Origin of the sequence: Pedobacter caeni, from assembly GCF_900129215.1 — a bacterium.
GTDB classification, from domain to species: Bacteria; Bacteroidota; Bacteroidia; order Sphingobacteriales; family Sphingobacteriaceae; genus Pedobacter; species Pedobacter caeni.
The window spans coordinates 156,122-178,769 of record NZ_FQUQ01000007.1 but is presented as its reverse complement, the minus strand read 5'-3'; the positions used below and the strand labels follow the sequence as shown (position 1 = coordinate 178,769).

Sequence of the window (22,648 nt, the reverse complement as noted above, 5' to 3'; positions counted from 1 at the left end):
ATGGGGTTAGGGCAATGGTAAGCAGGAGTGTTTACATCGCCCATACCTTGTTTAAAATTCAATAAACGATCATGTCAAATCTATCTCAGTTTAATACTTTTAGCCGGAATTTACCATTCCAGGATTACCTGATGCCTGTTTTATTTATTGGTCATGGTTCCCCTATGAATGGAATTGAAGACAATGAATTCAGTTCAAAATGGGCAGCAGTTGCGAAAGATATTCCTGTTCCCTCGGCGGTGATTGTGGTGTCTGCCCATTGGTTTACCAAAGGGACACACATCACAGCAATGGATTTCCCGAAAACAATACATGATTTCGGAGGATTCCCAAAGGCCTTATTTGATGTGGAATATCCTGCTCCCGGAAACATTGAGCTGGCTTTAGAGGCGAAAAAGCTGATCCATAGTGCTGATGTAGGTTTAGACCACGACTGGGGGCTGGACCATGGCGCCTGGACAGTGGTTAGACACATGTATCCTGAAGCCAATGTCCCTGTGCTTCAGTTGAGTATAGATTATACAAAAGATGCGCGTTACCATTATGATTTGGCAAAGGAGCTGTATGAGTTGCGTAGAAAAGGCGTACTGATCCTTGGAAGCGGAAATATGGTACACAACCTCCGGATGATGAGCTGGGAAATGATCAATGGCGGAGGATACGACTGGGCCCTGGAAATCAATGATAAATTTAAAAATCTCATTTTAAATGATCAGCATCAACCATTGATGGCCTATCAAACTTTAGGAAAGGAGGCGATGCTCGCAATTCCTACACCGGAACATTATCTGCCCCTGATGTATACATTGGGTTTGAAAAATGATCAGGAAGAAGTGTCCCTTTTTAACGATAAGGCTGTAGGGGGTTCATTAACCATGACTTCGGTAAGAATTGGTTAAAACCCGGGCTTACATCAGTTTTCTAAGCCATTTTAGAACCCATCCTTTTTTCTCGTAAGGAGGATAAATCATCTTGCTCATATCCATGCTGGACTGAAAAACGACGGCTCTTTCGTGAGAAAAGGTTTTGAAGCCAAATTCCCCGTGACAGCTGCCCATTCCACTGCCGTTTACCCCTCCAAAAGGTAATTTTGGGTTGCTGATGTGGATGAGCACATCGTTTACACAAGTTCCTCCTGCACTGGTATTCTTTATGACCTGATGAATGTTCTTTTTATCCTTACTGAAGACATACAGGGCTAGTGGTTTACTCATCCTGTTTATGATTTCGATAGCTTCTTCAATTGTCTGGAAATTGATGATGGGCAATACCGGGCCGAAGATCTCTTCTTTCATAATCGAGGCATCGGCCGGAAGCCCGGTCAGTACAGCGGGGTATATGGTCTGGCTGGAAGCCTCTTTTTTACCTCCAAAGGGAATTGAAGCCCCTTTGCTCAGGGCATCTTCAATCAGGCCCTCAATTCTTTTAAAATGTTTTTTATTGATGATTTTCGCATAGCTGGAGAGGTCAATGTTCCCGTCAGCAAGAAAGAACATCCGGGTTACTGCATTTTTATACAGTTCGATGAAAGTTTCCTGCCTTGTGGCGGAGATTAAAATATAATCGGGGGCAATACAGGTTTGACCGGCGTTGGTTAGCTTTCCCCAGGCAATTTTCGCTGCGGCTTGTTCAAGATCTGCAGTATCGTCAATAATGGTAGGGGATTTTCCTCCGAGTTCCAATGTGACTGAAGTCAGGTTTTTCGCTGCAGCTTCCATCACTACCTTACCGATTTCAGTGCTTCCGGTGAAGAAGATATGGTCAAAGGGAAGATTTAAGAGAATGGTAGAAACGGATGCATCCCCCTCAAAACAACAGACCTCTTCTTCTGTAAAACAGTCGTCAATGACCCTACAGATAATAGAACTGGTTTCTGAACTTAGTTCCGAAGGCTTGAGAATGGCACAATTTCCGGCAGCAATGGCTGAAACCAGTGGGGCCATCATCAATTGAAAGGGGTAATTCCATGGTGAAATAATCAGACAAGCCCCCTTCGGTTCATAATAAATTCTGTTTTTTGCCAATAAACCTGTGATGGTTTTACCCACTTTCCTTGGTTCCATCCAACTGCTTAAGTTTTTTATGGCAAAGTCAATTTCACTATAGATGAAGATCACTTCTGTTACCGCAGATTCAAACTCACTTTTACGCAAATCACTCTGTAACGCGGCATAAATCTCCTTTTCATGCTTTTCTATACTACTCTTCAATGCACTTAATTTATTGATTCGTTGTGTGGCATTCGTATTTCTAAGTGTATATTTATGCGCTTGCTGAGCTTTAAAAACGGAATTGATCGTTTGTATCATAGAAAGACTTTAGGTTTATTTAAATATACAAAATGAAACGATCTAATACTACAAGAAAGCTTTCTTCGCATCTAAAAAATTATAGATTAATGAAACGGACCCGGACTTAAACAGCATTGGGCCTGAAAAATAAAAATATAGGAATGAAAAAAGGAAGGGTTATTGTTTTTGTGATGGTTTTAATGGCTCAGTTGTGTTATGGGCAGAAAGTTAAAACAGGGGTTTTGGTAATCGGGAACGGAAATAACGCATTGGGAGCAGGTTTTCAGTCGGCAATATCAGGAGTGAAAACCATCCTGTTAATGGAGGACCGGGACTTTGAACTCAGCGAAATACATCCGCTGGATAAAAACCTGTCTTCCGGTCTGGAAGGAGAATTTCTCAAAAGAATGAGGAAAGCGAAGGGGATAAAAGACACAACCAAAGTGTATGTGGATCAGACAAGTGCCAATGCCGTGATTAAAACCTGGGCCGACAGCACTAAAAACCTGACGATTATCAGAACAAAAGAATGGTCTAAGCTGAAAAGAGCGGGAGGGGGCTGGAGCATTCAGTTGAACGATGGGCGGACCATCCGGGCAGCAGTATTGGTTCATGCAGATGCTTCAGGGAAAGTAAACGAGGCCTTATTGTTACCGAAAATGAAAGAGGTCCAATGGAAAGGGTTAAATTATCCGGATAACCTGTACAGAACAAGTGTTTCCTCTGGTTTTTTTATGAATAATTCCAGTACAAATATCCTCTCATTGTACGATTTATTGATACCCGGACAAGAAAATATAGTGGCATTGAACCCTGATCAGCAAAGCATTGCTGCCGGGCAAGCTGCAGGAGCAACAGCTGCTTATGCCGCATTTTTTGATTTAAAGACTTCTCAATCTAACCTTAAGAAAATCCAGGGAGAGTTGATCGGGTATAGGTTGGCGGTTATGCCATTTAAAGATGTGCTGAATACAGACAGCAATTGGAAGGCAGTACAGTTTGTTGGTTTGTCCGGGTTTCTGAAAGGAGATTTTTCTTCTGGTCAGTTAAATTTTGAACCGAACAGAAACGTAACTACGGAAGAGATCAAAGCGGTGGTCAAAGAATATTTCTATAAAGCACAAATCTGGTTTGATGACCATAAGGATGCACAAATGACCATTTCTTCTACCCTGGACCTGGTTTGTAAGATCGGCAACAAATCTCCGGAAAACACCTTGTCTGAGGTAAAAAAGCGATGGAAAATGAATTATGGTTTTACGACAGAATTTGAGCCATCGCGCAACATTACACGCAGGGAATTTTCAGTATTGGTTTATGATTATCTAAATCCGTTTAATGTAAATGTTGATCAGAAGGGCCGGGTGGTAAGGTAAAAAAATCCTGTTGTTTTAAGGGGCATGTAACATTTATAAAACCTTGTTGTGCTTTGGTTTATGTGATTTCTTTTTTCTATAAATTGCAGAATAACCTAAACCTCAGTATGAAGAAACTTTACCTTTTAAACGGGTTTCTGCTCTTGTTTGCTGGTCAGCAGATGGCTTTTGCACAAGCAGACTACAGCAGTAACGACCGCCTTGCGCAGAGAATCACAGCGCTTTCCAAAACATACCCTTCCTGGGTTAAATCCAGGACATTAACCAAAACTGCTTCAGGAAAAGAGGTTTGGATGCTCACTATAGGGTCCGGAAAAACGGAACAAAAGCCTGGCATTGCGATAGTCGGCGGGGTGGAAGGAAGCCATTTGCTTGGAGTCGAAATGGCTGTCGGATTTGCGGAGCAGTTATTGGCTGCGTCAGGAACAGACAGCGTCAAAACCCTCCTGAACAAACAGACCTTTTATGTGTTCCCAAATATGAGTCCGGATGCGTCGGAGCAGTACTTTGCAAAAGTAAAGTATTCAAGAAGCGGAAATTCCAGGCAGCTGGACAGAGACCGTGATGGTAAAACGGGAGAAGATGGTTTTGATGACCTGAATGGTGATGGAAAGATCAGCTGGATGCGGATTGCAGACCCAAGTGGCACATTTAGAATAAATCCGGAGGAACCCCGTTCTCTGATTCCTGCAGATCCTTCAAAAGGGGAAACAGGGCAGTATCTCTTTATGCAGGAAGGGCGGGATAATGATCAGGATGGCATTTTTAATGAGGATGGGGCTGAAGGGGTTCATTTTAATAGAAACTCGAGTTACAACTATAAAAATTTTATACCCGGAGCAGGTGAATTTGCTGTTTCTGAATTGGAAAACAGAGCCTTGTTTGATTTCCTTTATGATGCTTTTAATGTATATGCTGTGGTTACATTTGGTCCCCAAAATAACCTTTCATGGCCAGTGCAGGTCAATCAGGCAGGATTATCCAAACGAATTATCAGCAGCTGGTCAGAAGCTGATGCAAAGGTAAATACATTGGTCTCAGAAAAATACAATAAGATGATTGGCGCTAAGGATGCACCAAAGACATCCGCAGAGAGCGGTGATTTTTCTCAATGGGCGTATTTCCATTATGGACGTCTGAGTTTCAGTACGCCAGGATGGTGGGTGCCCAAAGTAAAACCGGATACTCTGGCGAAACAAAAGGCCTTTGCGATAGACGATCCTGCTGCAGAATACCTGCGTTGGGCAAAGAGTAAAGGCATTACCAATACCTTTACCGAATGGAAAGTTGTCCAACATCCTGATTTCCCCGGACAAACAGTAGAAGTGGGGGGGCTGGATCCCTTTGTGCTGTCAAACCCGCCTTATCAAATGGTGGAGGGCATCGTAAAAAAACACACGGATTTTGTGCTTTCTCTTGCTGCAATGGCCCCTCAGATTGACCTGATCGGACTTAAAACAGAAAAGGTAGATGCTGGACTAAGCAGGGTTTCGGTAAAGGTCATCAATATGGGTACTTTACCAACCTTAACCAAAATCGGAGAAAAGAGCAATTTCCTGAAAAAAATTGCCGTTAAAATAAACACAGGAACCGGGCAGGCTGTTCTCAGTGGCAGAAAGAGCCAATTGCTGGAGGTCATCCCAGGGAAAGGTTTTACGGAACTGAGCTGGCTCATTAAAGGCTCCGGAAAAATAAGTATCGAAGCAGGAAGCCCATCTTCAGGAAGTAAAACAATTGATGTATCCCTCTAATTCTGCAAACCATGAAAATGAAATATATAATGCTGATGGCTGCAGGAGTGGTTTGCAGTACATTAGTTAAAGCTCAAAAACCAGAAAATATTATCGCTGCGGTGGGGAGTCCGTCGAACCCGAAAGTTCCCATCAGCTGGAACCGGTATTACGATTATACGGCGTTAACAGACCTTTGTAAGAAACTGGCCCAGGCCCATCCGGATTTGGTAAAACTGGGCTCTATGGGTAAATCGTTCCAGGGAAAAGACCTCTGGGTGATGACCATCACAGACCATAAAAATGGAAACCCGGACCATAAACCTGCGATGTATATTGATGGAAACATCCACTCTAATGAGATTCAGGGGGCAGAATTCGCACTTTATACGGCATGGTATCTTGCGGAAATGTTTCAGCAGGGAAATCCGGCAGTGAAGTCTTTACTGGCAGAAAAGACCTTCTATATTGCACCTACCATCAATCCGGATGCAAGAGATAATTTTATCCATAAGGCAAATACGGCTCATTCTCCTCGATCCGGATTGCTGCCTGTTGATAATGACCGTGATGGGGAGGTAAACGAAGACGGATTTGATGACCTGGATGGAGATGGCCATATTGTGATGATGCGGAGGAAAAATGTTAACGGACGGTATAAGGCCGATGCAACAGATTCCCGCAGGATGATCATGGTTGGAGCGGATGAACAGGGTGAATATGAATTGCTTGGACAGGAAGGAATCGATAATGACGGTGATGGACAGGTGAATGAGGATGGAGAAGGTTTTTATGATCCAAACCGCGATTGGGGATGGAACTGGCAGCCAAATTATGTACAATCCGGAGCTTATAAATACCCGTTTTCTATTCCTGAAAACCGTGCAGTGGCGGAGTTCGCGATGAAACATCCCAATATCGCAGCTGCTCAATCCTACCACAATAATGGTGGCATGATCCTGAGGGGCCCTGGCGCAATAGAAGATGTTGACACCTATAACGCACTGGATGCCCGGGTATATGATGCACTTGGAAAAAAAGGGGAAGAGTTACTTCCCGGGTATCGCTATCTGGTGGTGTATAAGGACATGTATTCTGTTTTTGGAGGGGAGCTGGATTGGTTTTATGGAGGTAGGGGAATTTACACTTTTTCCAATGAGCTGTGGACCAATTATTCCCTTTATAATAAAACAGAATCCGATAATAATCAGGCTCAGGCGCAGCAATACAGCTTTGATAAGGACCTGTTGATGAAAGATGCTTTTGTAGACTGGCACCCCTTTAAGCACCCACAGTATGGGGATATAGAAATTGGAGGCTTCAAAAAGACTTACACAAGGCTGCACCCCGGATTTTTATTGGAAAGTGATGCACATAGGAATATGGCATTCAGTGTATATCATGCTTACCATACTCCAAAATTAAAAGTCACAGAACTGGAAGTAAAGGAGCTTGGAGGCGGGCTGTCGCAGGTAACTGCAGTTGTTGCCAATGAAAGAATGATCCCGACACATTCCAGCCAGGATATCAAAAATAATATCGAAATTCCCGATGTGATTTCTTTGAGTGGGGGAAATGTTGTGGCAGCGATGATCGTCAATAACAGGGACCTGAACATCAGCACGGAACAGAAAAGAGACGTGGCGAATATAAAAGTCGATAATATTCCGGGAAATGGGTATGTCACCGTCCGTTGGATTGTAAAAGGAGGGACAAAGTTTACCGTAAATGTATCCAGTAAAAAAGGAGGCCAGGCCTCAAAAACAAACTAAATGAAAAGATCAATAACATTATTCCTGCTCTTAGGAACCGCTGCACAGGCACAGCAAATTGCCCCACTTAGTGTTGAGAAAATCATGCGTGACCAGAAATGGATTGGTGTAGCCCCCTCGAATTTCCGTTGGGCGGCGGACAGCAGGGCCGTGTTTTTCGACTGGAATCCTGAGAATAAGGAAAAAGTGGAAGGATATCAGGTAAATGTCTCTTCCGGAAAAACAGAGAAGGCTGATGAAAAGAGCAAGGAGGCTGCAATCGGAATAAATTATACCTTTTCCGGTAATGGGAGTCTGGGGATAGCAGAAAAAAATGGTGATATTTACCTCTACAACTCAAAAACAAAGAAAGAGCAACGCCTGACGCGTACACTGGAAAGAGAAAGTAATGCCCGTTTTCTTAGAAATGGGGAAGTGGCGTTTCAGCGTGGAGAGAATTTGTTTATACTGGACCTGAGTACCAATGAAACGCGTCAACTTACCAATTTTGTAAAAGGAAAGCCGGCCGCAGCGACTGATAAAAAGAAAGCTTTGGCTCAGGATATCTGGCTGAAAGGAGACCAGGCGAACCTGTTTGACATCATTAAAAAGAGAAATAAAGAAAATAACCCGGCCAAAGGGATTTTTGATAAAACGAATGATGATCCTAAGGAAAAACCTTTGAGAGCGCTCTATCTGGGAGAAAAGTTTTTGTCAGGGGTTACCGTCAGTCCGGATGCAAGGTATGTCAGTTATAAATTGATTACCCCTCCTATAGGCGCTACAAATACGATTGTTCCCAATTACGTGACTTCCTCCGGATATACTGAAGACATTGCAGGCCGGACAAAAGTAGGAGAGCCAATGCCAACTTATGAAAGCTTCATTTACGACCAGCAGCGGGATACGGTATATAGCGTTCATACCGAACAGATTCCCGGGATCAAAGACCTTCCCGATTATGTAAAGGACTATCCAAAACAACTGGAAGAACGGAAGAAAAAGAATGAAGACCGGCAGGTAAACTTAAGTGGCCCTTTCTGGAACGAGTCAGGAACTGCTGCAATTCTGGTTGCTGATGCACTGGATAATAAGGACCTCTGGATCCTTAAACTGGATGCCGCAACAGGAAACCTTAGCATCATCGATCGCCAGAGAGATGAGGCCTGGATTGGTGGTCCTGGTATAGGGCCAAGAAACATTGGTTGGGTAGACAATAACCGCTTCTATTTTCAAAGCGAGGCCAGTGGCTACAGCCATCTTTACCTGGCCAATGTCACTACCGGGGAAAAGAAACAGCTGACCTCAGGAAAGTGGGAGGTGCAAAAACTACAGCTTTCAAAAGATAAAAAGACCTTTTACATCAGCGGTAATAAAGAGCATCCTGGTATTACCCATTTTTACAAACTTGATGTAAACGGAGGAGCCCTGGTTCAGCTCACCAATATGAAAGGAGGAAACGAGGTGACCCTTTCTCCGGATGAGAAATGGCTGGCCATCAATCATTCTTACATGAATAAACCATGGGAATTATACCTGCAGCCAAATAAAGCTGGCGCAAAAGCGATACAGGTGACCAACTCTTCTTCTAAAGAATTCAATTCTTATCAATGGAGAGAGCCAGACCTGGTTGCTTTCAAAAACAGATACGGAGCAGATGTTTATGCCAGGGTTTATCCTGCAGCAAAACCGCATCCAAACCGCCCGGCAGTTGTATTTGTTCATGGAGCGGGATATTTGCAAAATGTCCATTACTGGTGGAGCCAATATTCCAGGGAGTATATGTTCAACAATTTGCTGGCAGACAACGGCTATACGGTAATTGACATCGATTATACCGCAAGTTCAGGATATGGAAGAGACCACCGGACAGGAATTTACAGACATATGGGCGGAAAGGACCTCACAGACCAGGTGGACGGTGTGAAAATGCTCGTAGAGAAGTACAACGTAAATCCTAAGCATGTGGGCCTTTATGGAGGCTCCTACGGAGGTTTCATCACCCTGATGGCCTTATTTACCGAACCGGAGGTTTTCGCGAGTGGAGGGGCGCTGAGGTCGGTTACTGACTGGGCGCATTACAATCATGGTTATACTTCCAATATTTTAAATGAACCTTACAATGATGAACTGGCTTATAAACGCAGTTCTCCGATCTATTTTGCGGATGGTTTAAAAGGTAATTTATTGATGTGTCATGGTATGGTTGATGTGAACGTTCACTTCCAGGACATCGTAAGACTTTCCCAAAGGCTGATAGAATTAGGAAAAAACAACTGGGAACTGGCGGTTTATCCGGTTGAAGACCATGGTTTTGTAGAGCCTTCAGGCTGGACGGATGAGTATAAAAGGATCTTTAAGCTATTTGAAACCACCTTAAAAAAATAAATAGAGGGAAACTAAAAGAGGATGATGGAAGTATAGTTTTTGTCTATATGTATATCAGTATTAAGTATCTGTTATATCTTAAATTTGGTTGCATTTGAGGGGATATAGCCTTACCTTTGTGCAACGAAAAAAAAACATTATGATAAATATAGGTCAACAATTTCCATCATTCTCGAAAACCGCTGTAGTAAGCATAGAAAAAGGTAAAGAATTCGAAACTTTAACTTCAGATTCTTTAATCAACGACAACAACCAATGGACTTGTATGTTCTGGTGGCCAAAAGATTTTACTTTCGTTTGCCCTACAGAAATCGCTGAATTTAACAACAATTATGGCGAATTCCGTGACCGTGATACGACCTTAATCGGTGCATCTACGGATTCTGAGTTTGTTCACGCTGCCTGGAGAAACAACCATGATGATTTACGTGGTTTGAAATTCCCAATGTTAGCAGATACTTCTAAATCTTTAGCTGAAGCTTTAGATATTTTAGAGCCAAATGAAAAAATCGCTTACCGTGCTACTTTCATCATCGATCCTCAAGGTATCGTTCGTTGGGCAAGTGTAAATGATTTAAGCGTTGGCCGTAACGTTAAAGAAGTAATCAGAGTACTTGATGCTTTGCAAACTGACGAACTTTGTCCTTGCAACTGGGAAAAAGGTCAGGAAACATTAACTGTATAATTTACTGTTCAAAATAATGAGAATCCCTGTAAAATGCATTTTTGCAGGGATTTCTTTTACCCAAAAAATCTGAATACCATGAGCGAAGTGACAGAAACCATCCAGGAATTACTAGCCCTGGTAGGCCTTGAGCCTGATTATAGAAATGAAAGTCTGATCCTTTTAGAAAAAGGAAATTCCAGATACGTACGTGATTTAAAACTAAATTTCAGCAGTACTTTTACTTCAGGGCACCTGACAGATAAAGAATGCGCGCTGATTGCTTTAAGCATCGCTGTAAATAACAATAACAAAGTCCTTACTGATTTCTTTGAAAAACTGGCTGTAACGAAAGAAGCAACTGCGGAAGAGATCGCTGAAGCAGTAGGATGTGCCTCATTACTGGCATTGAACAATGTATTCTATCGTTTCCGCCACTTTACAGGAAAAGAGAAATATACGCAAATTCCTGCCCGTGTACGCATGCAGATTATGAGCAGCCCTGTTACAGGGAAAGAGTTCTTTGAGTTGATGAGCATCGCTGTATCAGCGGTTAACGGATGCGAAATGTGTGTGAATGCACATGAGAAATCTATCCTTGCTTTAGGTGCAACAGAAGAGAGAGTGTTTGATGCTGTTCGTATCGCCTCAATCGTTACCTCAGCAGGCAAAGTGATTTACTAGTATTCCGCGTTAAGGCCAGAATAAGTCGGTCTTCACTAAAAAAGTATTACTTAAAAAAGAAGCATTACTATTCAAAGGCTGAAATCTTTTACGCTGAAGGAGCGCAAAATTTTCTAGGCCTTTTCATAGAACGCTTCTTTTTTTGTGAAATGAAGTTCCTTTGGAAGCGGCCTAACCTAAAAATTTCATAGCATAGTTCTGATGGATATATCTGCTTGATCTTTGTATTAACTTACTAATCTGCTGTCCCCGGATTTTACCTTTAGCTAGCCCCCAACCGATGGAGCAGGATTTTATAAAAAAGAACTACCCTTCGAAGACATTCGAATATTTGCCCTTCAGCAAAGATTCGGGGATGAAAAGAGTAGTTCCTTTTTTTTATAAGTTAAGCGAGATTCCTACCAGCATTTACGATGCCATAGACGGTCCTGATGGATAGTTTTTCCAGAGATTGTTGTTCTTCCTCTGTGACTTCGGTCTGCAGTTGTTCTAAGGCGTAATGCTGGATCAGGACCAATGGAAGTACGATCTTCTCCCTAACGGAAATAGAGCGCTTCTCAACCGGGTAATTCTCCATTAAGGTCTCATGTCCGGACAGCTTTAATAAGAGCGTCTTAGATAGCTCAAATTCATCATAAAGCATTTTCCAGAAAGCCCCATACTCTTTGTCGTTTGCAAAATGGGCAGTAATGGCGAAATCGGCTTTGCTCATCGACATCATACAATTGTCGATAATGGTTTTAAAATATCCGGATTCCTGATAGGTCTTAACGACTTTATCCCAGTTGCCTTGTTTTTCCTGGTTTTTTAATGCGGTTCCAATTCCATAAAAACCGGGAATATTCTGTTTTAACTGACTCCATGCGGTTACAAAGCTAATTGCCCTCAGGTCTTCCAGTTTTAAAGAGCCTCCTGAATTTCGTTTTACGGGCCTGCTGCTGATGGTAATTTTGGAAAGCAGTGTTAAAGGGGAAAATTTCTCCAGATAGCTCAGAAATAAAGGATGTTTACGAAGAGAAACATAGGATTCGTAGCTTTCTGTAGCCATTTCATCTAATAAGTTCTTATGTAGGGGGTCTAACAGGATGTTGTGTTTTTCTTTGATTCCTGCAGAAATCCCTGCATTGATCAGCTGTTCCATATTGAATTCCGCGCTATCGATGGAACCGTATTGAGAACTGATCGTTTGCCCCTGAATCGTTAACTGAATATTTTTATTGGCAATTTCTTTCCCCATAGAGGAATAGAAACGATGGGTTTTGCCCCCTCCTCTTGAGGGAGGTCCGCCTCGGCCATCAAAGAAAGCCAGTTGTATGTTGTGTTTATCAGCGGTAGTTGTAAGCGCTACTTTTGCATTAAAAATAGACCAGTTGGCCATTAAGTAACCACCATCTTTGGTACTGTCAGAAAAGCCCAGCATGATGTGTTGTTTCCCGCCTCTGTTGGCAAGGTGCTTTTTATAGAAAGGGTGGCTGTATAGCGTTTCCATAATTTGTGCAGCATCGGCAAGGTCATGAACAGTCTCAAAAAGAGGAACGAAGTCTATACTCAGATCTTCTTCTGTCCATCCGTTCCACAGGAACAGTTCCATCAGTTGTAAAATATCACTGGCCTGCTGACAATTACTGATGATGAACCTGTGACAGGCCATCTCCCCATTGCTTTGCTGGATCTGTTTGATCTCTGCAATGGTTTCCAGCGTATCTTTTGTTAAAGAACCGGGTTGTTCCGTGTAATTGACCTTTGCACTTTTAAATACGAGGGCTTTGATTTTTTCTTCTTCGCTCAGGGTATCGTAGTTTTCAGGATATAAGGCGTTGATGGGTTTGTTGTTGCGGCAATAGGCATGAACATCTCTCAGTACCCTGCTGTCCTGTCTGATGTCCAGTGAGGCGAAGTGACTGCCATACAGCTCTACCTTACGCACCAGGTCTGAAACCAGGTCAGAAAATAAGCCGTCATGGTCTTCTACAAGGGTGGTTTTTATTTTATTCAGATTTTCTATTAAGAAATCGGCGATGTTTTCGGTCTCCATATTGGGATCAAAAGCATTTTTGTACAGCACATCATGAACCAGGGAAATATTGTCTTCTACTCCTCTGAAGGTGATGCGGCGTTTCAGGTTTCTGAAATCCCTGTAATAACACCTGAAGAGTATCTGACGAAGCATTTTAGACACCTGAATGGTCGAGTCTGTATGTACATTTGGATTTCCATCGCGATCTCCTCCAGGCCAGAAGCCCAGTTCTATGATCTTTTTGGATTCCAGGTTATAGTCGTTTAGGCTTTGATCAATTTCTGATTGAATATTTGCTGCGGCGAAGTAGAACACGTTCTCCAGGTACCAGGCCAGGCTCAGCGCCTCATCTACCGGGGTAGGTGATTTTTTATTGAAAAACGGCGTTTTTCCCAGTTGCTGCAACAATTGGTTGATGGTGGAAATATCATTGGTTTTTATCGCCGAGGTCAGATCGGTGATGATCGACAGCACACTTCCGGGATAAAACTGGGTGGGGTGGGCTGTTAATACCAGGCGTAGAGAAAACTCGTCAATTAATTTTTCTATTTTTTCGTTCAGGGCTTTGTTGTCAATTCCCTTCTTCAGATAAACCAATAAAGCACTGTGTTCTTCATCTGCATTTAGTTTATTGAAGGAGGCATCTTCAACAGCATCAAACAATACGACCTGACGTTCGATATATTGAATGAAGCGGAAAAGCAAATCGATAATGTCTTTCTTAGAATTATGCTGAGTATACTTTTCAAAAAATGCATTAATGATTCCTGCCGGCGTTTCGTGATTCTTGACACCGTCTTCACAATATTTAATGAATAATGGAAGTAGGGTTCCGGTGTCTTTTACTTTGTAGAAGGGAAGGGTAAGGAAAAGGCTGTTATAAAGTTCAAATCTGGATACAACTTCATTGTTAAAAACAGATTCTCTCTGACCTTTTGCGCGTTGTTTCTGCATCATTTTATATGGATCATTTTTTCGAGCTTAAAGTACCAAAAATGATCCAAAAAACTGCGAAAAGACTCAATTAATTAATTTGAATTTTTTCGCAGAATTCTGTATCTTAGATTTATAGAGGTTAAACAAACCCTTTTAAAAGTATGTGCGGATTTTGAGGCCCAGGGCCACAAATGAAGTAAAATTAATTGTTATTTTTTTGGGTAAAACGGGCGTCAGGATAAATCCTAACGCCCGTTTTAATTAGTGGACATCTGCCGGAATGGCGACATTCTTCTTGAATTTCTGTAAATATAGCAGCGGAATTGAGCACAATAACACCAATCCTGCGACCCAGTAAGCATCGCTATAAGTGAGCAATAAACTTTGTTTTGTGACTGTGCCTTCGATGGCTTTAGTGGCCAGAACTTTAGCATCAAGATAATTGTATCCTTTTGCCATGAAGTTATGGATAAAGCCATTAAACCTATCCGTAAATGCCGGGTTATATTCATTCACATTAACAAGTAAATTGCTGCGGTGAAAGCCCTGACGAACGTGGATCAGCGTCGTTAAAGCGGCAATACCAAAGGAACCGCCCAGTTGTCTCATCATGTTGTTCAGACCAGATCCTTGTCCGATTTCAGCACCCTTAAGGTCCTGAATGGCCAGGGTTGTCAATGGAACAAATAATAGTGCCATACCGACACCTCTGATCACCAATGGCAGGAAGAAATCACCGGTTCCGGATTGTAATGTAGATTTGCTCAGCATGGAACAGAATACGAAGAAAAGAAACATCCCGATTGTAGCCATAAACTGCGCAGGTACGTTTTTCTTCAGCATAATCCCAATGAAAGGCATCATCACAATCGTACAAAGGCCACCCGGGAACAGGAGCTCTCCGGTTTGTAAGGCAGAGAAACCCAATAGATTCTGACAGAAGATCGGGAATACGAATACTGAACCGTATAAACCGAAGCCTAAAATGAAGGAAGTGAACATTCCCACCGAAAAGCTCCGGTGTCTCATGATCTTAAAATTCACGATTGGATGATCTGTACTCAGTTCTCTCCAGATGAAAAGTAAGACTCCCAGTACGGAAGTCACCGCAAGGGCCGTAATATAAGGAGTGGCGAACCAGTCTTCACTTTCTCCTTTCTCCAGTACCGTTTGCAAGCTTCCTACTGCAAGGGCAAGAAGTACAATTCCCCACCAGTCTACCGGCATTCCTTTTCCGTCCTTAGGCGTTTCCCTGACAAAAGCATAGGTACAATAAGCCGCGAGAATCCCTATCGGGATGTTTACGTAAAATATCCATGGCCATGAACTGATTTCCAGGAGGTAACCACCAATAGTGGGACCTACCGTCGGACCAACTACTGCTCCCAATCCAAATAAAGCCGTGGCAATACCTACATCCTCACGCGGCCAGGTTTCAATTAAGATTGCCTGTGCTGTGGAGATCAATCCACCTCCCGCAAGCCCTTGCAGGATCCTGAAGGCGATCAGCTCTTCCAGGTTGGTGGCATTACCGCAGAGGAAGGAGGCGATGGTAAAGAGGATGATGGAAAAGAGGAAATAATTTTTTCGTCCGAAGCGGCTGCCCAGCCAACCCGACATGGGCAGGACAATTACGTTGGCAACCGCATAACCGGTAGACAACCAGGCGACATCCTCAAGGGTTGCACCTAAGTTACCTTGTATTTGAGGTATAGCAACGTTTACAATGGTGGTATCGATCAGCTCCAATAGCGAGGCCGTGATCACCGTAAACGTGATAACCCATTTTTTTAAACCTTTCTCGGCCATTTTTTTAATCTTTTGTAGATACCGAAACCTTAACACTCATTCCTGGACGTAGTTTGGCCAGAATATCTTTTGGTGCGTTGGTGATCTTAATTTTTACCGGAACACGTTGTACAACTTTCACGAAGTTACCAGTGGCATTATCCGGAGGAAGAAGGGATCCTTTTGCTCCTGTAATTGGTGCGAAATTGTAAACCTCCCCCTGTACATCCGCGTTTGGATAGGCATCTACTTCTACTTTTACCTTTAAACCAGGGTTGATGTCCTCTAACTGGGTTTCTTTAAAATTTGCAGTTACATAAATGCTGTTGTCGTTAACAATGGAAAATAACGACTGACCGGCCTGTACCAGTTGTCCCTTCTGAACATTCTTTTTAGAAACGATTCCTGTTGCAGGGGCTTTGATATCTGTGTAAGACAATTGCAATTTCGCAAAATCCACATCCGACTGGCGTTGAGTTACTCCATTGTGGCTTACAGCCAACTGCGATTGAGTTGTTCCTACTTGTTTTACTGCTGCTGTATATTGATCATTTGCAGCAGCGAAAGCAGCTTCAGCAGATTCTTTTTGTGCTTTTGCCTGATCGAATTGTTGTTGTGTAATCGATCCGTCTTTTACTAAGTTGGCATAACGTGCATAATCTTTCTGTGCCAGTGAAAGTTTTACCCTTGCAGCTTCAATATTGGCTTTGGCAGTACTGGTATTTGCTGCAGTAGCGGCAATCTGCGACTGGGAAACCCCAACGCCTGCACTTGCACCCAGCTGACCTGCCTGAGCTTGCTCCAGTTTTACCTTATAATCGCTGTCATCCAGCTTAACCAGCACATCTCCGGCTTTTACAAGCGTGTTTTCTTCAAAATTGATGTCTTTGACATATCCGCCAACCCGGGCTACCACAGGACTGATATCTCCATCGATCTGTGCATCGTCAGTATCTACGTGTTTGCTGTAATAAATGTATTCTTTGATACCAAATACGGCCCCAATTATGATTAATACCGCTAATATGATGGGGATTACTATATTCTTTTTTTTCTTTTCAGTTGTCATTGGAGTTTGTATTAAGGTTTTTTATTGGGAAATTTTTCCTGTGGATTTTAATAAAGTATAATAGGCCAGTCCGGCATCCGCCTTTGCCAATTCAAGATTGATCTTTGCCTGGTACAACAGTGTTTCTGCGTCGATTCTGTCGATCGCCGAAGCAACGTTGTTTTTATATTTGGAAGCCAGCAATTTGTCGTTCTCTGTTGCCTGTGCAATAGAAGTCTCGAGCACCTTAATCTTATTTACAGCCAGCTGATAGTTTTGATAATTTCTGTTGATCTCCGTTTTCACCTGATCGGAAAAGATGTCTTTTTGAAACTCGACATCCTTTTGTTGAATCTTCGCATCAGTGATCTTGTGTTTGTTGGTCCAAAGGGTTCCTATATTCCAGGAAACGTTAGCCGAAAGTGTCATGGGCACAATAAACTGATTGGTTGGAGGAATAAATTTGCCACTTGGGTTAATGTAATATAAGTCCGCACCCACACCCACAGTAGGTAAGGTATTCGCCTTTACTGATTTGATGTTTACATCTGCTACTTTATTTCTGATGTCAAACTGCTTCATCTCCTGGCGATTGGCCAGGGCAATGTCCAGGTAACCGGTTAGGGGGCCTACACTTTTAAGGTTGTCATTAGGATCTGCCGGAACAACCTCTGTATCTTCATTAATGCCCAGGAGAATGTCCAGATTATAATTGAGGATTTTTCTGTTGTTTTCGATCTCCATTTCTGTCAGGGAAACGTTGGCTTGCTGGAGCTGGAACCTCAATACGTCGTTTTTAGTCACGATGCCCTGGCTGAAAAATCTTTCTGCCTGTTTCAGCTGACTGGCGATAGATTCCAGGTTCTGGGCAACCACCTTTTTGCTTTGAAGAACTTTAAACAGGGAATAGTAAGTGTTGATGACCGCGTAGCTGATCTCCTCTTTGTCTTTGTCTGCATCCAGACGCGCAACCTCAGTAAGCAGTCTGGTAGACTCCTCTGCATACCTTAATTTTCCACCGCCATAGATCAGTTCTTTAACGCCCAGGGTTCCCACAAATGCATCTGCACGGTTTGGAAGGTGTATTGGGTTTGCCCCGCCTATGCTCAGCTGATTGGTTGGAATTTCAGCATGGTTGTAAAGAAATGAAGCTTCTGCCGTTGGGAGCGCATTGTCTTTAGCCATATTGAGTTTGGCCACAGACTCGTCGATCTTGTTTTGGGAACGCTTCAGGTTCTTACTGTTCTCCACACCGAGCTGTATGGCCTCGGTTAAGCTCAGATTTTTTGTGCTTTGAGCATATAACATGCCCGGCAGGAGCAATGCTATGGCACTTAATTTAATTCTACTTATCATTTTGGGGTGTTAAATACATAGTGAGAAGATCTTTCAAATGGGCGATCAGACGGACGGTAATGAGATCTCTGTCTTCCGGATTATTGATGTCCAGGCTGGTTCCATAAGTAATTTTTGAAGGAGAAATGGCCACATGACTAATTGTTCCCATCAGGGTGGCAATCAGCATCCGTACATCTACAGGTCTGAAACTGCCATCCTCAATGCCATCAGTAATGATTTGTTCAATGACAATAAGGTTGCTGGCTATGGTATTCTTTACTTTTAAAAACATTTCAGGTCGCTGAGAAAGAGAGAGTTCCCGATGCATCATTTTGTGAAGACCATGATTGCATAAGATGCGCTTGGCATAACCTTCGATCACTTTGAGCAGCTTTTCCATTCCTGAGAGCTTATCCTGACTGATGCTGGTAAGCTGATTATTGAAATCAATTATTCGTTGAGACATGATTTCCATGAATACACCTTCCTTTGATCCAAAATAATAGTTGATCATAGACATGTTTGCCCCTGATTCTTTTGCGATCTGACGGGTAGAAGTCCCCTCGTAACCCAACTCTGTAAACAGCCTTTCAGCCGCCTCCAGGATGTTCGCCTTTTTATCTATTTTTTCCATTCTTAAATTTGACGCGACAAAATTAATCAATCGATTGATTAGTTTATGGTGTTCTGAAGATCTCCCCAATTAATTTACCAAATGCTGACAGATTATGTATTTTTAAAAAAGCTAACAAAATAGGTTTGTATGAAAAATAAGTGGTTATTATGCTGCTGTTGTGGCTTTATTTCGTTAATTCTCCTTTCTTCTCATAGAAAATCTTTTCAAAAGGAAAAAGAAACATGGATCCGAATAAATCTTGTAGGGTATCAGCAAGAATCGAAAAAAGTAGCGGTCTGGCTTAGTAAAACAGAAAAGATACCTGAAAGTTTTCAGATTCTGGACAAAGAAAAAGGCAAGATCGTTTTCAGTTCAAAATCGGTCAGATGTTACGGAGCATACGGTCCTTTTAAGAATTCATGCCGCCTGAATTTTAGCGAATTTAAACAGCCCGGACGTTATGTGATTCGAACAGGGGATGTGGAATCTCCGGAGCTGATCATTAATGATGAAGTATACCGTCATGCTGCGGACTTTGCTTTACGCTACCTGCGACAGCAGAGGAGCGGATTTAACCCTTACCTGAAAGACAGTTGTCATACCAGGGACGGGTATACGATGTATGGACCTATGCCCGACAGTACACATATAGATGTAAGTGGAGGCTGGCATGATGCTTCCGATTATTTACAGTATGCCACTACTTCAGCAAATGCAACTTATCACCTGCTGGCTGCTTACCGGGATTTCCCCGATGTTTTTGACGATGGATATCAGCACAATGGTTTATCAGGAAAGAATGGGCAGGCAGATGTATTGGATGAGGCAAGATGGGGTCTGGATTGGCTGCTCAAAATGCATCCTAAAAAAGACTGGTTGTTTCATCAGATTGCAGACGACAGGGACCATAGTGGATTACGTTTGCCGAATAAGGATAACGTTTCATATGGTAAGGGAGCTGAAAGACCCGTTTATTTTGCCAATGGACAAGCTCAGGGGCTTGGAAAGTTTAAAAACAGGTCAAATGGTGTGGCTTCAATTGCCGGTAAATTCAGCAGTGCCTTTGCTCTGGGGAGCGGTATTTTTCGCCGGAAAGATCAAAAATATGCCAAATTGCTCCTTGATAAGTCGCAGTCCGCGTATCTTCTGGGGTTGAAAAAACTGGGGGTACAGCAGACTGCACCTAATCGGGCACCTTATTTTTATGAAGAAGACAATTGGTCTGATGATATGGAACTGGCTGCGGCCATGCTTTATCAGGAAACCGCTCAGCAAAAATACCGTAAACAGGCACTGGAATATGCCGGAAGAGAAAAAGTAAGTCCCTGGATGGGAGCGGATACAGCCAGACATTACCAATGGTATCCGTTTCACAATTTTGGACATTATGAAGCCATAAAGAACGATCCGGAAAAAAGAGAACTGCTTACCGGATATTACAAGGAAGGCATTGAACGCGTATGGAATAAGGCAAAAAACAATGCTTTTTATAGAGGAATACCATTTATATGGTGCTCAAACAACCTGACAGCCTCTTTTGCAATTCAAAGCTATTTGTATGTTAACGCCAGCAGAGATGAAACTTATGAAGAGTTCGCTCAGGCAAATTTTGACTGGTTATTTGGTTGCAACCCCTGGGGGACATCTATGGTTTATGGTTTGCCGGAATGGGGAGATACTCCGGAAAACCCACATTCCGCATTTAGTCATTTGCATAATTATCCACTGGACGGAGGATTGGTAGACGGACCGGTTTATGGAAGTATTTATAAGAACCTGATTGGAATTAAACTATACGAAGAGGATGAGTATGCGGCATTTCAGTCGGACCTGGCGGTTTATCATGACGATTTTGGTGATTATAGTACCAATGAGCCTACGATGGATGGAACCGCTTCACTGGTCTACCTGCTGGCAGCATATGATCACAGAACGCTTTCCCAAAATCCCAGGTTTAAAACTGATCAGGGGGCAATTATCCGGGGAGACAGTTCAAAAAAAGAATTGGCCCTGGTATTCACCGGACATGAATTTGCGGATGGATTAGGTCAAATCAGACAGGTTTTGGAAAAAAATCATGTGAAGGGCTCTTTCTTTTTTACAGGTTCATTTTATAATAATCCGGGATTTAGCGAGGACATAAAAAAAATACATCAGCAAGGGCATTACCTTGGGGCACATTCTAATGAACATCTTTTGTATGCTGATTGGAAAGACAGAAGCCACTTACTCATTGATCAGGCTACATTTGAAAAAGACCTGAAAGCCAATTATGAGGCAATGGCGAGGTTTGGTATTCCTCAGACTCAGGCTAAATTCTTTTTGCCCCCTTACGAATGGTACAACCAGACCATCAGCAACTGGACAAAGGAAATGGGATTGACACTGATTAATTATTCTCCGGGAACACGGTCTAATGCTGATTATACCTGGCCGGAAATGGGGACAAGATATCTGGGAACTGAAGAAATTTATCAATCCATTGTAGATTATGAAAAGAAAGCCTCTTTAAATGGGTTCATGTTATTGATCCATGTAGGAACGGATGAAAAAAGGAAAGATAAATTTTACGCCCATCTGGAGCGGTTGATTCTGTATCTAAAGGAAAAAGGGTATCAATTGGTCAGTGTTCCTGATTTGTTAAGGTAGTGTTGCTTTCTATTTTGAAATAAATCAATATCTTTGGGGCCTAAGTATTAAAAAGATGACTAAACAAGAAGAGAACAACAGTTTTGATTGGGTTTATTACGTTTTAGGCCTGGTTTTCGGCATTTTGACTGCAGCAATAATCTCAGGCGGCTTTCTATGGTCTGTTTTAGGAGGTATTATCGGATTTATTTTCGGTGCTATTTTCTTAAATGGTATTGTTAAAGGACGCGAATATTAATTCCCGGTTATCGTATAACTCTTTTTTTTAATGAAAAAACTAAGCTTTATAGCTGTTTTTGCCTTGATTTCTACCTTTGCCCAGGCACAGGAGATGAAACTTCCGGCATTAGACCCGAGTCCGGCAGACATCGTTTATTTCCCCTTAAATGCGGCAAAAGTAAAAGATGATTCCAGCCCTTCAATTAAAGTAGTTTATTCCAGACCAAGCAGAAAAGGACGTGAAATCTTTGGTGTATTGGAACAATATGGAAAGATATGGAGATTAGGAGCGAATGAATGTACCGAAATCAAATTCTTCAAAAATGTAGTGATTGGCGGAAAAAAGATTAAGGCAGGTACTTATAGCTTATATGCCATTCCGGAAAAAGACAAATGGGTAATGATCGTTAATAAGCAAACCGATCGTTGGGGTGCTTATACCTACAATGAAGCAAAAGACGTGGTAAGGGTAGAGGTGCCTGTTAAAACATTACCTCAGCCGGTAGAAGCCCTGTCTATGACTTTTACACCTCAATCTGAAGGGGCTAACCTGGTGATTGCATGGGATAAAACGGTAGTTGAACTTCCGGTAACTGTCAAATAGAAAAATATAAAATATGTAAAAGGCCCGGTATCATTTACCGGGCCTTTTGTATTTAAGCTGATTTTGCTTAGGCTCTTTTGCGCCTTAGGTAGCTGTCCAGAAAGGCCAGGGCCAGTAACAGGTCCACAAAAAGGAATATCTTTATAAATGTAGGACTTACATACTTTCCGAAGTCAATTTGCTCCATCTGGAAGCCCATGTTAAATTTCATTTCCGGGAAAGTAAAGGTCGTGTTGCTCAGTACATAGCCGAGTATGGAGACTATGGCAAGGATAAAAAATGCAGCAATGCCATAAATGATCCGTGTATCTACCTTTGTTTTCAGGGATACGGGGGCGATTTCCAGTTTTACCTGGTCCATCACGTTTCTGGTGAAGGACATAGAAGGTTCCTCAAGATCAAGCCCGTTCATCTGGTCATTAATTGCAAGAAGCTCTTCGTATAAAGAACTGTAAGCGGGGTCATTGGCTATTTTAGCCTGTATGGCAAGGGCCTGCTCAGGGCTGCTGTTGCCATCAATATAATCCCAGATTTCTTCTTCCATCGTTA

General features: G+C 42.4%; 17 protein-coding genes. 10 read left to right on the top strand and 7 right to left on the bottom strand.

Going from position 1 to position 22,648, the window contains the following annotated elements; translation table 11 throughout:
* Positions 1–71 precede the first annotated feature (71 nt).
* Entirely contained in the window at positions 72–899 is an 828-nt protein-coding gene (ygiD, locus tag BUC20_RS29670; protein WP_073237182.1) for a 4,5-DOPA-extradiol-dioxygenase, read from the top strand.
* Positions 900–908: 9 nt separating this feature from the next.
* Here the strand turns inward: ygiD and BUC20_RS29665 are convergent, their stop codons facing one another.
* Positions 909–2,309, bottom strand: coding sequence for an aldehyde dehydrogenase family protein (locus tag BUC20_RS29665; protein ID WP_073237179.1), 1,401 nt, complete (start codon positions 2,307–2,309; stop codon positions 909–911).
* 143 nt (positions 2,310–2,452) lie between these two features.
* Here BUC20_RS29665 and BUC20_RS29660 point away from each other — a divergent pair, with 143 nt between their 5' ends.
* The 6 genes from BUC20_RS29660 to BUC20_RS29635 all read left to right on the top strand — a co-directional run bounded on the left by BUC20_RS29660 (position 2,453) and on the right by BUC20_RS29635 (position 10,884).
* Positions 2,453–3,667, top strand: coding sequence for an FAD-dependent oxidoreductase (locus BUC20_RS29660; protein WP_143166971.1), 1,215 nt, complete (start codon positions 2,453–2,455; stop codon positions 3,665–3,667).
* A 107-nt stretch (positions 3,668–3,774) separates the two neighbouring features.
* Positions 3,775–5,418: a M14 family metallopeptidase gene (locus BUC20_RS29655; RefSeq protein WP_073237636.1), complete on the top strand. Its 1,644-nt coding sequence runs from the start codon at positions 3,775–3,777 to the stop codon at positions 5,416–5,418.
* An 11-nt stretch (positions 5,419–5,429) separates the two neighbouring features.
* A complete protein-coding gene (locus BUC20_RS29650) occupies positions 5,430–7,169 on the top strand; it encodes a M14 family metallopeptidase (protein ID WP_084529416.1) in 1,740 nt (579 codons plus the stop codon).
* Positions 7,170–9,536 carry a S9 family peptidase gene (locus tag BUC20_RS29645; protein WP_073237171.1) on the top strand — a complete coding sequence of 789 codons (2,367 nt, stop codon included), beginning with the start codon at positions 7,170–7,172 and terminating at the stop codon, positions 9,534–9,536.
* A 139-nt stretch (positions 9,537–9,675) separates the two neighbouring features.
* Positions 9,676–10,221, top strand: a complete 546-nt coding sequence (locus BUC20_RS29640; protein WP_069378343.1) for a peroxiredoxin — start codon at positions 9,676–9,678, stop codon at positions 10,219–10,221.
* Positions 10,222–10,299: 78 nt separating this feature from the next.
* The gene (locus BUC20_RS29635) at positions 10,300–10,884 is read left to right on the top strand and encodes a carboxymuconolactone decarboxylase family protein (protein WP_073237634.1); all 585 of its coding nucleotides are present in this window, start codon (positions 10,300–10,302) and stop codon (positions 10,882–10,884) included.
* Between the two features lie 385 nt (positions 10,885–11,269).
* On the opposite strand, the gene BUC20_RS29630 is transcribed toward BUC20_RS29635, so the two are convergent.
* The 5 genes from BUC20_RS29630 to BUC20_RS29610 form a co-directional block, all read right to left on the bottom strand.
* Entirely contained in the window at positions 11,270–13,858 is a 2,589-nt protein-coding gene (locus tag BUC20_RS29630) for a phosphoenolpyruvate carboxylase (protein ID WP_073237168.1), read from the bottom strand.
* 240 nt (positions 13,859–14,098) lie between these two features.
* Entirely contained in the window at positions 14,099–15,646 is a 1,548-nt protein-coding gene (locus BUC20_RS29625; RefSeq protein ID WP_073237165.1) for a DHA2 family efflux MFS transporter permease subunit, read from the bottom strand.
* 4 nt (positions 15,647–15,650) lie between these two features.
* A complete protein-coding gene (locus BUC20_RS29620; protein WP_073237161.1) occupies positions 15,651–16,694 on the bottom strand; it encodes an HlyD family secretion protein in 1,044 nt (347 codons plus the stop codon).
* Positions 16,695–16,715: 21 nt separating this feature from the next.
* The gene (locus BUC20_RS29615; protein WP_073237158.1) at positions 16,716–18,029 is read right to left on the bottom strand and encodes a TolC family protein; all 1,314 of its coding nucleotides are present in this window, start codon (positions 18,027–18,029) and stop codon (positions 16,716–16,718) included.
* On the bottom strand, positions 18,019–18,645 hold the full coding sequence (locus BUC20_RS29610; RefSeq protein WP_073237155.1) for a TetR/AcrR family transcriptional regulator: 627 nt from the start codon (positions 18,643–18,645) through the stop codon (positions 18,019–18,021). Before BUC20_RS29610 ends, BUC20_RS29615 begins: the two co-directional genes overlap by 11 nt.
* A 129-nt stretch (positions 18,646–18,774) precedes the next feature.
* Between BUC20_RS29610 and BUC20_RS29605 the strand changes: the two genes are divergently transcribed.
* Genes BUC20_RS29605 through BUC20_RS29595 form a run of 3 tightly spaced genes read left to right on the top strand, consistent with a single transcriptional unit; the run spans position 18,775 to position 22,099 of the window.
* Positions 18,775–21,276 carry a bifunctional glycoside hydrolase family 9 protein/polysaccharide deacetylase gene (locus BUC20_RS29605; RefSeq protein ID WP_073237152.1) on the top strand — a complete coding sequence of 834 codons (2,502 nt, stop codon included), beginning with the start codon at positions 18,775–18,777 and terminating at the stop codon, positions 21,274–21,276.
* A 55-nt stretch (positions 21,277–21,331) separates the two neighbouring features.
* Positions 21,332–21,514 (top strand): hypothetical protein, encoded by a 183-nt coding sequence (locus BUC20_RS29600; RefSeq protein WP_073237149.1) that lies wholly within the window; start codon positions 21,332–21,334, stop codon positions 21,512–21,514.
* A 30-nt stretch (positions 21,515–21,544) separates the two neighbouring features.
* A complete protein-coding gene (locus BUC20_RS29595; protein WP_073237146.1) occupies positions 21,545–22,099 on the top strand; it encodes a DUF2911 domain-containing protein in 555 nt (184 codons plus the stop codon).
* 67 nt (positions 22,100–22,166) lie between these two features.
* Here the strand turns inward: BUC20_RS29595 and BUC20_RS29590 are convergent, their stop codons facing one another.
* On the bottom strand, positions 22,167–22,643 hold the full coding sequence (locus BUC20_RS29590) for an anti-sigma factor family protein (protein ID WP_143166970.1): 477 nt from the start codon (positions 22,641–22,643) through the stop codon (positions 22,167–22,169).
* Positions 22,644–22,648 lie beyond the last annotated feature (5 nt).

Coding starts and splice junctions, on each gene's coding strand:
- BUC20_RS29645 (WP_073237171.1), top strand. CDS start 7,170: ATGAAAAGATCAATAACATTATTCCTGCTCTTAGGAACCGCTGCACAG.
- BUC20_RS29655 (WP_073237636.1), top strand. CDS start 3,775: ATGAAGAAACTTTACCTTTTAAACGGGTTTCTGCTCTTGTTTGCTGGT.
- BUC20_RS29635 (WP_073237634.1), top strand. CDS start 10,300: ATGAGCGAAGTGACAGAAACCATCCAGGAATTACTAGCCCTGGTAGGC.
- ygiD (WP_073237182.1), top strand. CDS start 72: ATGTCAAATCTATCTCAGTTTAATACTTTTAGCCGGAATTTACCATTC.
- BUC20_RS29640 (WP_069378343.1), top strand. CDS start 9,676: ATGATAAATATAGGTCAACAATTTCCATCATTCTCGAAAACCGCTGTA.
- BUC20_RS29625 (WP_073237165.1), bottom strand. CDS start 15,646: ATGGCCGAGAAAGGTTTAAAAAAATGGGTTATCACGTTTACGGTGATC.
- BUC20_RS29605 (WP_073237152.1), top strand. CDS start 18,775: ATGAAAAATAAGTGGTTATTATGCTGCTGTTGTGGCTTTATTTCGTTA.
- BUC20_RS29610 (WP_073237155.1), bottom strand. CDS start 18,645: ATGGAAAAAATAGATAAAAAGGCGAACATCCTGGAGGCGGCTGAAAGG.
- BUC20_RS29600 (WP_073237149.1), top strand. CDS start 21,332: ATGACTAAACAAGAAGAGAACAACAGTTTTGATTGGGTTTATTACGTT.
- BUC20_RS29620 (WP_073237161.1), bottom strand. CDS start 16,694: ATGACAACTGAAAAGAAAAAAAAGAATATAGTAATCCCCATCATATTA.
- BUC20_RS29595 (WP_073237146.1), top strand. CDS start 21,545: ATGAAAAAACTAAGCTTTATAGCTGTTTTTGCCTTGATTTCTACCTTT.
- BUC20_RS29650 (WP_084529416.1), top strand. CDS start 5,430: ATGAAAATGAAATATATAATGCTGATGGCTGCAGGAGTGGTTTGCAGT.
- BUC20_RS29590 (WP_143166970.1), bottom strand. CDS start 22,643: ATGGAAGAAGAAATCTGGGATTATATTGATGGCAACAGCAGCCCTGAG.
- BUC20_RS29630 (WP_073237168.1), bottom strand. CDS start 13,858: ATGATGCAGAAACAACGCGCAAAAGGTCAGAGAGAATCTGTTTTTAAC.
- BUC20_RS29615 (WP_073237158.1), bottom strand. CDS start 18,029: ATGATAAGTAGAATTAAATTAAGTGCCATAGCATTGCTCCTGCCGGGC.
- BUC20_RS29665 (WP_073237179.1), bottom strand. CDS start 2,309: ATGATACAAACGATCAATTCCGTTTTTAAAGCTCAGCAAGCGCATAAA.
- BUC20_RS29660 (WP_143166971.1), top strand. CDS start 2,453: ATGAAAAAAGGAAGGGTTATTGTTTTTGTGATGGTTTTAATGGCTCAG.